At 37.8% G+C, this 12,172-nt stretch carries 20 protein-coding genes; 2 read left to right on the top strand and 18 right to left on the bottom strand.

Annotated features, from left to right (window positions below; all coding sequences use genetic code 11):
- Positions 1-11: 11 nt before the first annotated feature.
- The 8 genes from GYO_RS23105 to GYO_RS23065 all read right to left on the bottom strand — a co-directional run bounded on the left by GYO_RS23105 (position 12) and on the right by GYO_RS23065 (position 4,993).
- The gene (locus GYO_RS23105; RefSeq protein WP_019712754.1) at positions 12-260 is read right to left on the bottom strand and encodes a hypothetical protein; all 249 of its coding nucleotides are present in this window, start codon (positions 258-260) and stop codon (positions 12-14) included.
- Between the two features lie 154 nt (positions 261-414).
- Positions 415-1,086 (bottom strand): DUF4145 domain-containing protein, encoded by a 672-nt coding sequence (locus GYO_RS23100; RefSeq protein WP_014112393.1) that lies wholly within the window; start codon positions 1,084-1,086, stop codon positions 415-417.
- A gap of 146 nt (positions 1,087-1,232) precedes the next feature.
- Positions 1,233-2,252: a DNA cytosine methyltransferase gene (locus GYO_RS23095; protein WP_014112392.1), complete on the bottom strand. Its 1,020-nt coding sequence runs from the start codon at positions 2,250-2,252 to the stop codon at positions 1,233-1,235.
- A 10-nt stretch (positions 2,253-2,262) separates the two neighbouring features.
- Positions 2,263-2,784 carry a ParB N-terminal domain-containing protein gene (locus GYO_RS23090; protein WP_014112391.1) on the bottom strand — a complete coding sequence of 174 codons (522 nt, stop codon included), beginning with the start codon at positions 2,782-2,784 and terminating at the stop codon, positions 2,263-2,265.
- A 55-nt stretch (positions 2,785-2,839) separates the two neighbouring features.
- Entirely contained in the window at positions 2,840-3,298 is a 459-nt protein-coding gene (locus tag GYO_RS23085) for a hypothetical protein (RefSeq protein ID WP_014112390.1), read from the bottom strand.
- 67 nt (positions 3,299-3,365) lie between these two features.
- Positions 3,366-3,710: a hypothetical protein gene (locus GYO_RS23080; RefSeq protein WP_014112389.1), complete on the bottom strand. Its 345-nt coding sequence runs from the start codon at positions 3,708-3,710 to the stop codon at positions 3,366-3,368.
- Between the two features lie 94 nt (positions 3,711-3,804).
- Positions 3,805-3,972, bottom strand: a complete 168-nt coding sequence (locus GYO_RS43940) for a hypothetical protein (RefSeq protein WP_014112388.1) — start codon at positions 3,970-3,972, stop codon at positions 3,805-3,807.
- Positions 3,973-4,579: 607 nt separating this feature from the next.
- Positions 4,580-4,993 (bottom strand): MarR family winged helix-turn-helix transcriptional regulator, encoded by a 414-nt coding sequence (locus GYO_RS23065; protein WP_044059163.1) that lies wholly within the window; start codon positions 4,991-4,993, stop codon positions 4,580-4,582.
- A gap of 304 nt (positions 4,994-5,297) precedes the next feature.
- Here GYO_RS23065 and GYO_RS23060 point away from each other — a divergent pair, with 304 nt between their 5' ends.
- Positions 5,298-5,702, top strand: a complete 405-nt coding sequence (locus tag GYO_RS23060; RefSeq protein ID WP_041520835.1) for a DoxX family protein — start codon at positions 5,298-5,300, stop codon at positions 5,700-5,702.
- A 31-nt stretch (positions 5,703-5,733) separates the two neighbouring features.
- On the top strand, positions 5,734-6,267 hold the full coding sequence (locus tag GYO_RS23055; RefSeq protein ID WP_014112384.1) for a VOC family protein: 534 nt from the start codon (positions 5,734-5,736) through the stop codon (positions 6,265-6,267).
- 77 nt (positions 6,268-6,344) lie between these two features.
- Here GYO_RS23055 and GYO_RS23050 read toward each other — a convergent pair whose 3' ends face one another.
- The 10 genes from GYO_RS23050 to GYO_RS23000 form a co-directional block, all read right to left on the bottom strand.
- Positions 6,345-7,391 carry an NADH:flavin oxidoreductase/NADH oxidase gene (locus GYO_RS23050; protein WP_014112383.1) on the bottom strand — a complete coding sequence of 349 codons (1,047 nt, stop codon included), beginning with the start codon at positions 7,389-7,391 and terminating at the stop codon, positions 6,345-6,347.
- A 239-nt stretch (positions 7,392-7,630) separates the two neighbouring features.
- Positions 7,631-8,017: an ArpU family phage packaging/lysis transcriptional regulator gene (locus tag GYO_RS23045; protein WP_014112382.1), complete on the bottom strand. Its 387-nt coding sequence runs from the start codon at positions 8,015-8,017 to the stop codon at positions 7,631-7,633.
- Between the two features lie 72 nt (positions 8,018-8,089).
- Complete coding sequence (locus GYO_RS23040; protein WP_014112381.1) at positions 8,090-8,545, bottom strand: hypothetical protein; 456 nt, start codon at positions 8,543-8,545, stop codon at positions 8,090-8,092.
- Between the two features lie 76 nt (positions 8,546-8,621).
- The gene (locus GYO_RS23035) at positions 8,622-8,843 is read right to left on the bottom strand and encodes a hypothetical protein (protein WP_014112380.1); all 222 of its coding nucleotides are present in this window, start codon (positions 8,841-8,843) and stop codon (positions 8,622-8,624) included.
- Positions 8,840-9,127: a hypothetical protein gene (locus GYO_RS23030; RefSeq protein ID WP_014112379.1), complete on the bottom strand. Its 288-nt coding sequence runs from the start codon at positions 9,125-9,127 to the stop codon at positions 8,840-8,842. The genes GYO_RS23035 and GYO_RS23030 overlap by 4 nt, the downstream gene beginning before the upstream one ends.
- 41 nt (positions 9,128-9,168) lie before the next feature.
- Positions 9,169-9,372: an XtrA/YqaO family protein gene (locus GYO_RS23025; RefSeq protein ID WP_014112378.1), complete on the bottom strand. Its 204-nt coding sequence runs from the start codon at positions 9,370-9,372 to the stop codon at positions 9,169-9,171.
- Between the two features lie 69 nt (positions 9,373-9,441).
- On the bottom strand, positions 9,442-9,621 hold the full coding sequence (locus GYO_RS23020) for a hypothetical protein (protein ID WP_041520834.1): 180 nt from the start codon (positions 9,619-9,621) through the stop codon (positions 9,442-9,444).
- 207 nt (positions 9,622-9,828) lie between these two features.
- Positions 9,829-10,284, bottom strand: a complete 456-nt coding sequence (locus tag GYO_RS23015; RefSeq protein WP_014112376.1) for a RusA family crossover junction endodeoxyribonuclease — start codon at positions 10,282-10,284, stop codon at positions 9,829-9,831.
- Between the two features lie 313 nt (positions 10,285-10,597).
- Positions 10,598-11,899, bottom strand: a complete 1,302-nt coding sequence (dnaB, locus tag GYO_RS23005; RefSeq protein ID WP_014112375.1) for a replicative DNA helicase — start codon at positions 11,897-11,899, stop codon at positions 10,598-10,600.
- Positions 11,874-12,164: a replicative helicase loader/inhibitor gene (locus GYO_RS23000; protein WP_374188608.1), complete on the bottom strand. Its 291-nt coding sequence runs from the start codon at positions 12,162-12,164 to the stop codon at positions 11,874-11,876. The genes dnaB and GYO_RS23000 overlap by 26 nt, the downstream gene beginning before the upstream one ends.
- Positions 12,165-12,172 lie beyond the last annotated feature (8 nt).

The raw sequence follows: 12,172 nt of genomic DNA, 5'->3' as shown, positions 1-12,172 counted from the left end.
TGTGTTTGTTTTTAAATTTCCTCATCCTTCTGAAGCTGTATATCAAGCTCTATGAGCAATTTCAAGTCTGCTACAGTGTCCAATTTTATACGTCCTTCTTGGAGTCCCTTGACCCACTGTGCCATACCTGCTTGTATTATCTTTCGGTATTTCTCTTTTGATTGACTGATGTTCTCTAACAACTCGGCACTATGCAGTAGAAGGAGATTTTCTTTTTCATCGTCAGAAAGGGAACATATGTTTCTATTTTCTATTGCCATCCTCCCTGTCCTCCATTACAATATGAGATGAGAGCGTGATATTTTCCCACAACGCGGCCGCGTCTGATCACGCTCTTTGACAGGGAGTTTCTCTCTGTTTAGAAAGGGAGGGTGTTAGCAGCACCCTCTTTTTTTATACAAAAAGAAGTCCTGTTTAGGACTTCTTCTTTTTTTCAAAATTCAATTCAGGCAATTCATACATATGATAAAGAATAAAATCTATAATATTTATATATTGGAGGAGCTCCCTATTAGTAGGTCTCACAATTTCATGAACTGTCTCATTCCCAATGTCTCTAATTTGATTCAGTATCTTTTTCTGCTTATCATCAATTAAGTCTTCCTCATAAAGTTTCTCAATTTTTTCAAACAAGTTTAAATTCACCATTACGGGCTTGTTCTCTTTATCTAATACTGCGACCCCTTTTTTCATCTTTGGCCTTTTATCAATCCCATTCACTTTACATATCGCTTCGATTATCATTCTTATACCTGTATTACATAATAAGTTCATTCGGTGTTTATAAGCATTTATTGTTTCATCTCTAATTTCATTTATTAGATCCGGTAAATGATTGAAATCAAACTTTTCTTTAAATTGCAATAAATGCTCTAAAGTATCCTGCTTTTTTGGCTCTTCAGGATAGACTGTATATTCACTATAGTATTCTCTATCGCTATGATAATCTGGCCCTGTTAAATTAAACATTCCCTCATCGTTATAAATTCTTAAAAAGGCAATAGTATCACAACCTCTACATTGAACTATGGAGTGTTCATCATAGAATTGAAAATCTGATTCTTCATAATCTAAATAACTTTCCACTAACTTTAACTCATGACCGTGCTTATTAGTAACTATATGATGATTTGTTTTTCTTTTACAGGCCTTACAATATAATTTCTCGGGGACTATGGTCATACTTTCCACCCTTTTTAGAAAAATAATATCATTTTTCTAAAAATATGCAATTATAAAAACCATTGCTTATGAATCTGCTCCGCAATCTTCTTCATCATCAAAGGCGGCACGCTCATACCACAAACATACTGCACTGAAGCGTCCATAAAGTCATAGTCGAGAGGAAATGACTGAATCAAAATCACATCTTGTCTTGAAATATAATAGGGTTCATCGTATCGGAGAAATATAGACCCGCTTGCCAACGTAGGCGGTACAAGACTATTCTTAATCAAAACAGTATTAAAGCCGGTCTCTTTACCTTCAAGCCTTCTTGTAATTTGACCGATATCAGTATCTGATGGCTTTCTCTTCACCCATCTTTTATACGTTTTTGTGTTTTCCTTCAATCTGGAACCTCGCCCGCTCCTGATTTCTTTGTACAGAATAGGGCGCTCATTAAAATGGAGCTTTAGCGGTGGTAACTTTAAATCTTTTCGTCGCCCAATAAAAAAGACCCGCTCTCTTCTTTGCGGGACCCCCATTGTGGCAGCATTCAGCACAAATAGCTGTACATCATAGCCTATTTCTTTTGCCTTTTCAATTATAAGCTTTACGTACCCCTTTGCATTTCCAATAATCATGCCTTTTACATTCTCAGCAACAAAAGTTTTTGGCCTAAGCCTGTTTACTGCATCCAGGTACTCAAAAAATAAATCATCCAGTGATTGTTTTGCCTGGCCTTCCCTAAAAGCTTTTTCTTTTCCCCATACCTCTTCTCTTTCACCCGAGATTGAAAACACGCTACAGGGAGGAGATCCATCGAAAATATCCAAATCGAATAATTCCTCTGGCAGATCGTCCAACTTGTTGAATTTCCTGATATCCATTAAAAACGAGTATTTGGGATTGTGATTCTTTCTGTAGATTTTCATCATTTGCGGATCAATTTCACAGTTTCCAAGGAGATTATAGCCAGCAAGCTTATAACCCATGGAGGAACCGCCGCCACATGAAAAAGTACTAAAAACCTTCAATCCGTTCTGCTCAACATTTTTGAGATCAGACAGATACCATCTATAACTGTTCATTGTTCAACACCTACTCATTAAAAGAGAACCCGCATTTAGGACAGGTATGTTCAAATTGGTCCGCCTCATAATAATCAAGATCAATCTCATGATTATCGGTAACTTTCCCGCCGTTCCCTGCATGTTCTGTCAGATCTTCTAAAATACTTTCTAGTTCGCCTTCTGAAAAGCCGGTGAAGGACAGATCAAAATTATTTTCTTCAAGCTCTCTTAAAACTTGTTCGAGTTTGTACTCATCCCAATCGCCGCCTGTTTTGTTAAGTGCAATATTTAAGGCTCTTTCCTCGTTATCATCGAGATCTACCACCGAAACAGTAAGCTCTGAAGGGTTATTCTCCATATAGATTTTGAACCGCTGATGGCCACCTACAAGGTTTCCTGTTCTTTCGTTCCAAACAAGCGGCTCGACATTACCGAACCGTTCAATAGATGCTTTTATTCTTTCATAATCGGGATCGCCTGGCTGAAGATCAATACGAGGGTTGTATGCAGCGGGGTTAATCTTTTCTACTGGTATAGTTCTAATATCCATGATGTTTCGCCTCCAATAAAAAAACACCTTATACACTAAGGTGTCTGATGCTTGTTTATACTCTTCTTCTAAAATGTCTTTTATCTGGAATTTCTTCTAAACACTCTTGTAATAATCTTTTATAACCGGTTAATTTTTTTAGTCTTCTTGATTCTCCAAATGATAGCGCAAACCAAATCGCTACCGCAGTATAAAAAACCAATATGATAATTGTAGAAGCAAAACTTACTTCTGCAAGACCAAGTCCATAATTTAAAGTACCGCCCAAAATAAAAGAAAGAATTGCAAAAAAAGCTGTAGTAAAGTGACTTAAAGCCTTTTTATTATCGATCATATCTTCCAGCCTGCCCAAGAGCATTTGAATTTGCTTTTTATCATGACGCTTTTTGATTTCTTCTCTAAATGCAATTTGATCAGAGAAGCTTTTTTTATGTATGTCCTTTTCAACTCGTTGCAAATAAATTTCTGCGTCTTTGATATCACCAAATTCAATTATTTCTTTGGTTTCACTCATAAAAAATCGCCTCCTAAAACTATATCGGAAGCGATTTTTCAATATTTAGCAATTTAAGTTAGAATGCTTACTTAATATAAAATTCGTCAGTATAGAATGTTCCTTCTGTTTTGACGGGATCTCCTTTGGAATCATAGCGCTCAACTTCAACTTTAAAGCGATATGTGCCTTTTTTGTTGTCGAACATCTCCTTGATGCCCCAATCATCATAATCCTTCTGATCGGGCTTAAGCGGGTTTGGAGAATTCGAGTTAAGAGTCTTCCACTTCCCGCTCTCTTTCCGCTGAGGAATAAGGTTAGGACCTGCAATATAGTCATTGTCATTTTTGACTGCAACTCTAACGATCTTGTCCTCTCCTAAAATGTGATTCTGTTTTGTTGGATTGGCGCTTACTCCCTTTAATGAAGCCATTCCGATTTCCTCCCTTATTTTGTTTTTGTGCTCCTATCCCTCTCCAAAGCACCGGCAGCCATACTCCCAATACATGACGGCTGTTCCCATCATTTCACTTTCTCCGGATCCGGCCGCCTACACGTCTGAAGGTGTCACGTCTCGTTCCCATGATTTCTTCCCAATCCCTTCTCGTCAAAGGTTCTTCTGCCTTTGATGAGGGACTTAACACTTTTTTAAGCTGCTGTTTCGTGTCAGCAGATAAAACGTCTCTCATCTTCATCTTTCATTTCTCCTTGCCGAATAAGCACCGCCTTACGCTATTCGCTTTTATTTATTTGTGGCCCGCCGATTTCCCCCAGGAGGTAAGCAAAGAAAATGGAGAGCCGGTTTAAGACTTTCCTTGCAAGCGGGATCTCACCGCTTGCGTTCCCCGTGACTATCGCGCGCAATACTGCATAGACTCCAGTCGCTCCTCCTGTGAAGCTAACGACCTTCATAGTCATTCGATACATCCGAGTGCACACTTGATAAAGGAAAGGTGCGTCTCCTGGTATGGCCATAAAAAAAACGGCCACTAATCAGCTGTACAAATTTCCATGTACAAAAGATCAGCGTCCGTAGGTATCTCCTTTTTGGACTGTTATTCACGTTCGTTTTCTTGTCTCTATCGTATGACAAAACACGATTTAAAAAAGTACCTATTTTATCCCCCATTTTGTCAGCTTTTTGTCGGTTATTTATCGGTGTTTTATCGCCAAACAAAAAAGAGCATTCATTAAATTGAATGCTCCTCGGTGAGGCTTTGTTGTAACTATCATTCTTCTTTCTAAATCATGAATGCTTTCAAATTGCACAATACAAAAGGAAGGGGGGATAATTCCCCTTCCTTATTTGAGCAATTCCACTATATTTGATATATCTTTTGGTAATAAAGATTTGTGTAATGCTTCATCAATAGTCTTTAACATGGATTTAAGTAATTCCTCTCCTGTTTCTGACAAGACTATATAGGCACTTCTTTTATCCTCCGGATAAGTTATTCGTGATACAAGTTCTCCATCTTTATAATTTTGAAGTCTGGATACCATTCTCGACAAAGCACTCAAGCTTAAATCAATTTTGGAATGTAGCTCCTGTAATCGTAGTTTTTTTTCATCGGCTTCCGAAAGAGTATAGAGTAAAGTAAACTCTTTTATGTCTAATTCAAATTGATCTTTTAAGGTATAGTTAATCGCGTTTGTAATTCTATTGTAGTATTTGGAAAAATTGAACCAAGTTTCAATTAAGCTCTCAGTTTTCATAGTGTACTCCTATTTATAGTATCTTACTTTCTAGAATAACTTAATGAATTAAGGGCTGCAAACATAAAAATATGTTTAAGAAATGCATGAAGGGATAATATATTTCTATAAAATTGTTTGCGCAAACAAATAAAGGAGGGGGGGAAAAAGTAAGCATTGGAGAGGAATCGTTGATCCGTACAGAAATTAAGACTAATCACCAGATGCAATGTGGGAATACGTGCAGAGTCGACCTGGTTAGTTACCGTTCTCTACTTTAGATTAACTTAAAAGTACTATTTATAGTGTTGATAGTCAGAAAGAGGTGACGGTATTGAGTATAGCTATTTTCCTAATCCGTATCCTATTAGGACTTACTTTCATTGGACATGGATTACAAAAAACCATAGGGTGGTTTGGGGGAAATGGATGGAATAAGACTGTAGAAAGTTTCGGCCATATGAGATTAAAGCCTCCTAAGTTAATGGCTTTCTTTGCAGCACTGTCTGAAATCGGAGGAGGTTTGCTATTAGCCTTGGGTCTTCTAACACCACTTGCATCCATTATGATTATAGCTGCCATGGTAGCAGCTATCATTACGGTAACAGGAAGAAACGGGTATTGGATTACCAATAATGGCGCTGAATATAACATACTTATTATTTTTGTTGCAATCGCCATAATAATTGTTGGACCAGGTAAATATTCATTAGATTATTTATTATTTTAGACTTTATATAATAGAAAGGTAGTGTGTCACTATGAGTAATATCATTAGAGGTATTGATCACATCGGTATTACAGTTCCGGATATGGAAGAAGCAACTGATTTTCTACAAAAAGCATTTGGCGCTAAAGTAGCTTATGATTCTAAGAAACCTGAGGAAGGAGCTATGGGCGGTGAAGAAATCGAGAAAATTCTTGGATTGAAAAAAGGCTCAGAAGTTGTTCACATGAGAGTAGTGTCTATAGGAGAAAGTATTAGTCTGGAGCTATTCCAATATCAAGGTATAGAACAAAGAAAACCGAGTAATCCAGATGATTTGGGTATTCAGCATTTTGCTGTTTATGTAGATAATATGAAGGAAGCTGTTACAAAGTTTGAACAAGCTGGTGGTCAATTAAATACCCAACCTACAAAAATTCTCAATGAGATAGAGGGAAATGACGAGGCAAATCAATTTGTCTATGGCACAACCCCGTGGGGGATGGTAATTGAGCTTATAACTTATCCTAATGGGATAGATTATCCGAATAATAGTAATGCAAAAAGATTTACTCCTCCAAAGAGATAAAAATTATAAGAAAAACAACCAATCCAGTTTGGATTGGTTGTTTTAATATGTTGCGTTATCAAAAATAAAAACAATAACTATCGTATACCTCTACTATACTGTTCTGGAGGTGTGACCTTATGTGTGATAGCTTTTATAGCATGTAATCCCCAGTAAGGATCGTTTAACATACCTCTGGCGATTGCTACAAGATCAGCATCTCCATTTGCTAATGTCGCCTCTGCGACTTGAGGAGTACTCAATTTGCCAACGGCTATAACCGGAGTTTGCAAAGCTTCTTTAAATGCGCGAGCAAAAGGAACCTGGTATGCAGGGTAGTTGCCGGGCTTTTTCTTTCCAGGAAGACCTTCTCCTCCACTTGATACGTGGAACATATCTACCCCAGCATCTCTAAAACGTTTGGCCATCTTTATTGCATGATCTATTTCATAACCACCATCAATATATTCAATCGCAGACATTCTCATGATAAGAGGCATATCTTCTGGTATTACTGACCGAACAGCTTTAACAACTTCTTCTCCAAATAGAGCAAGGTCCTTACCGTAAGCGTCCTGTCTGTTATTAATGGCAGGAGACATAAATTGATGTAACAAATAACCATGAGCTCCATGCAATTCTATAGTATCAAATCCAGCTTTAACTGCTCGACTTGCCGCATCTTTGAATTGCTTAATTATAGTCTGGATTTCGTCAGTCTCCAAAGCTCTGGGTGGCTTGAGAGTACCATTCTTTGTCTCCTCAGGTAATACTTCTACAGGTATATCTGATGGGCCAACAGGCTGTTCAGCATCCTCTGCTTTTCGACCAGCATGAGCAATTTGTATAGCTGCCTTTGCTCCATGTTTGTGAATTTCGGTAATGATTCGTTTATATGCAGGTATTGAATCATCAGACCATAACCCTAAATCGCCATTTGTGATCCTACCTTCCGGAGTAACACTTGTCATTTCCATAATGATTAATCCGGTACCACCAATAGCTCGTGAAACATAGTGGACAAAATGCCACTCGTTAGGAATACCGTCTTCTTTCTCGACGGAGTATTGGCACATTGGTGCCATTACAATCCTGTTTTTTAGCTGAAGATTTTTAATGCTAAATGGTGTAGAAATAGTTGCCATTATAAGTATACCTCACTTTCTATTATTTGCTTGCGCATGCAAATAAAATATAATACCCGTCTCATTATGTCAATATTTCTATCTCAGAGAGATTTTATACATAGCCATGCAATTGATATTTGTATGACATATATGGAAATCAAAACAGAATGCAGTTCAAATCGTTTTAAAAAAAGTTCAATATTAATTAAAATTGGTATACGGCCTTCAAATTCAAACCCTCTATAAAAAAACAGCGCTCAGATTATTCCGAGCGCAGTTGCGATATTGTAAATAGCTTGTCTTTTCACCTGATAAAACTTATCTCTTTTTATACCCAGTTCAATCATGATTTCAAGATCCTTTACTTTTTGCGGAGACAAATATTTCTTTTCTATGATGCTGTATTCGTCTTGATCAAGGCAGTGCTTTAGCGCCCTATCCATCTGCTTGACCTTCAGCTCATTATATTCGGTGTTTTTACGAAGCTGCGGAAATAAACCAATGACCCCCTTTTCCTTTTGCTCTTTCCTATTCTCTGCTTGAATTTTTAGTGATCTATACGTTTTCAGTTCTTTAATGACAATATTCCGAACTTCCTTTTCATTCACTTCTGGAAGAAATGACAATTGCTCTACTGCTGTCATACCGATCCCCCTATATACATATGAAAGGACACTTATAATTAGCTTTCAGCTAAGAAAAAGTGTCCATGCAATTTATCTTTTTTTTCTTTCTGAAGGAAGACCTAAGTTCCTTCTGATAGTATTAAATCCATTAATTATATAAATATACAGCTCTCCATTTTCGTCTACTTTTTTTCCTTGCTTCATATGGACAGTGCCGTAGTGGCCATCTAATTTAAGAGCCTCCTCATACATTTCAGCAATTAACCTTTCTAAACCTGGTTCACACAACTCTGGTTTTTGGTCAATTATTTTTTTCATTTCGAAAATAGTTTTAGGAGTTAATCCATCATAACCTTTTAAGGTATAGTTTTCTTTGGTTATCAATCGGTATAGAGGAACATATAGTTTTGAAAGAGTTTCCTCTGTATACTTGGATGATGTATTAGAGGATGCAATCATTTTTTCTTTAATAAAGCTAAAAAGGTTTGACATTATTGCTGTAATTAGAGCTGTTAAAAGAATAACGAAAAATTGAGTCCAAGTCATTACTTCCCACCTCATATATCTTTTCTATTAATTATATAATGTACTAAAAAACGGAAAAATCAAACACTAATCTCTTTTAATTAAACAGACTATACGACAAGGTATTATTGATGAAAAATTTTTCTATAAAATCTATATTGAGTGCGGCAGCTATTTTCTCTACTTCTTCCTCTTGATGATCAGATGCTAGAATAATGAAACTCGGTTTAAACAGACTTTTATCATAGCGAGTCATTTTAGACCAGGCAGCAGCCAGGTTATTAAACTGCGAATCACTTTTTTCATAAATTCGTATCAACTATTCTCACTTTCTAATTCATTTTTAGCAGCTGTTATTACGAATTGCAGATTCTTGATAACTTGCTGTAAAGCCTTTTTATATCTGCTACTTTCCCCGCTCAGGCGCTTGATATCTTGCTGGACCTGTTTGAACTGATTAACAGCTATTTCTTCCTGCCGTTTGTTTTCCTCAATTACGGCCAGCTGTTGCTTAACCGTTTCAATCAGCCACTCCGTTGAGGCCAGGGATAGCCCCATATGCTGCCTGCATTCATTTTCGATTCTCTGAATCGTATCTTTCATATTGGCTCCTCCCAATAACAGCAGAGGGTTTACCCTCCGCTTTACTTCTTAAATCCATAGTCAAAATGGATTCTTGTATATTCATTGTCTCTGGTATGCACGTTTGTAATGCCGTACTCAGGTGTATCTGCTAAATATGCGCAGCCATCCTTACCGTCAAGAATAACTAGCTTTATTTTGTTTCGTTCAATCAAGTCTCCAACGGAAAGTTGGTGTAAGTTTTCAAGTTCAATTGGTCGGTTCATTTTGCAGCACTCCCCGTGTTATAATTAATTGTCGAGATTAACTAAACCGGGGCCTTGTGCTGCGGTTTTTTATATATCCTCTTCCTCCTCGCCCTCTTCTTCCCAAGCCATCTCAAAAGCAGATTCTAAAAATATTAATTGCTTTTCAAGTTCTTCATCTGTCATCTGGGAAAAGTCAGGTCCGTGTCCTGGAACCATCCTGAAATCTTCCGTAAGACGTTTTATAAGATACTCTCTCCTTGAGGCCACCAATAACCCTCCATCCATTTTTAAACCGCTGGAACAGCTCGTATTTTCTTAAAGGCTCATAGAGGTGGACTGCTCGTCCATCCTCCATACGAAACAGCAAATACCAACGCCGCAGCCTATTAACCATTAAACCGCTCTATGTTCGCCCTCATTAGATGAAACCTCCACAACAACTTCAGTGATACCTTTTGGTGATTCACCTTTTTACTAATCCTTTGAAATTAACAAAAGACATAACTGCTCCTCCTCTTGTGATAGTGGTTTTACTTGTATTTCAATTCTTGGTTTTTGGCTATAAAACTTGCTGACATGAAGGTCTACTATTTGGCTATCGTCATGCCAGATGACCTTATTTAAACCGTCTTTGATGCCCTTTATATAGTTATCAACATCTGGCTTTTTGCTCGGCCTCAACAACCCTTGTTCTGCTTCTGCAGCTTTTTTCTTACTGAAGCTTTTCAAAGTGGATTTATAAACCTTTACAGATAATTCAAGTGGTCCTTCTAGCAATTTTGCTGGACGATAATCTGAAGCGGCCAGCTTCACATATTGCTTAAAGTCTCTAGATTTTTTTGGATCGTATAGCCTGGTCATCCCATTAACCGTGGTGGCTCTCGGTCTCCCTTGGGCTACTGGCTCACCGTAAACCGTAAAACTAATCAATGCTGTTACCTCCCGTCAGCTGCTTCCAGCTGCTCTATTTCAGTCATTATTAAATCCGCGTTCATGATTATAAATGTTAAGGAGCGGAGCGTGCCGAGCATCAATCTCCCTCCTCGAAGGACATTTCACGGCCAAACTTACATTTAACGTTAATATGTAGCCACTCCAGGTCCGGTAAAGATAGTTCGTCCAACTCTCTTCCGTCCTCCGATTCATATTGGCCATACTTGATAAGTTCATTCATTACGTAATCCCGCCGTTCGTCTGTAACCGGCTGCGTTATATCTGAAGACATAATAAGTGCTCCTTTCTATTAAGCAAGCTTCGCTTCCATCTGGCGATCAAGATTAATAAATCGTCCATACTCCTTAATAAATGCCGCCTGAACAACTCCGGTCGGGCCATTCCTTTGTTTTGCTATGTCGATTTCAACAATATTTTTCAGTTCACTTTGCTTGTTGTAATATTCATCTCGATATAAGAAAGCAATGATATCAGCATCTTGTTCTATGCTGCCGGACTCCCTTAAATCAGACATCATTGGACGTTTATCTTGACGCTGTTCAACTGCACGAGATAATTGCGATAAAAGAATTATTGGAAGTTTAAAACTCAATGCCATTTCTTTTAGTTCTCGAGTTATTGCCCCTATTTCTAAATCTTTTCTATCGAAATTCCCGACAGGTGTAATTAATTGCAAATAATCGATAATAACCAAATGCTTTTTACCTGGGTTTTCTTTTTTGGTTTGTCGAATTTTAGATCTTATATACGCCAACGTTTGGGACGGTTGATCATGTATATTTATATTCCAAGTTTCATATTGCCCAATTGCATTTGTCGCGTTCTCATAATCCTTATCACTAAAGAACTTTTTAGGGTTCTTCCATTTAGCTCCGTTAATTGAGCCAATATTACTTAACATCCGCTGTGTTAACTGTTTGTCTGGCATTTCAAGCGAGAAAATATCAGTAACACCTGAATTACTTTCACAATTTGCTTTCCCAAGTCCTAAAGAAAAAGCGGTTTTCCCCATAGAAGGCCGTGCTGCCAAGATAATTAGGTCACCATCCTGCCAACCACCAGTCATAGCATTTAGGTCATTCAATCCTGTAGGAATACCTGTAATGTCGCCTTTTTCCTCGTGCATATCGTTATAAATCTCTACAAGGACATCTTGCTTAGTTCTTTTTCTTTCAATTCCAAAGTCTTGAAGCTCAGAAGACCGCTTGTATATTCTATTCATGCCCTCGTCTGTAGGCTCTTTTACAAACGAAGCACACTCTTTCTGCATTTCTCTCAGCCTATAAGATTCAAGAATCATCGTTTGATAGTGTAGAAAACTGGCTGTACTTGCAATCGCTCCAGCTAGCCCCATCAAATAACCGGTCCCCCCAACTTCTTCAATAGCGTTGCCAAGTTGAGTTGTGACAGAAACTATATCAACAGGGATACCGAATTTATCTGCTTCTTTCATAGCTGAAAAAATGACACTATGTTTTTTCACTCCGAACTGTTCAGGTTGAAGGGATGTCTCTTTTATCAGGTCGCCTTCAACTAAAATACAACCGAGGACCGCTTGTTCTGCTTCAGTGTTTAGGACCATATTTTGCATTTTGTTCCCACTCTTTCTGTTGCTCTAAAAAACTGTTTTCTTCACGATGTTTGACATTTACCTCTGCAATAGAGGGAGGGAATGGTTTATTTGCAATATGATCATCAATCTTTGCTTTTACCGCTTCGAACGGCATTTTCAGAAGATGATCCATCCACAATGCAATACGTTCTTTCCCAACTTCTCCACTCAAATCAAAACGTGTATAGGCTGCTGCAAGCCGTTTTAATAGTGTCATTGCTTCTGCTTTTTCCAAAGTAATCATCACCTACC

It is taken from the genome of Bacillus spizizenii TU-B-10 (genome assembly GCF_000227465.1).
GTDB lineage: Bacteria > Bacillota > Bacilli > Bacillales > Bacillaceae > Bacillus > Bacillus spizizenii.
Note: the sequence above shows the minus strand (reverse complement) of the source record. Positions and strands in the feature narration are given on the sequence as shown.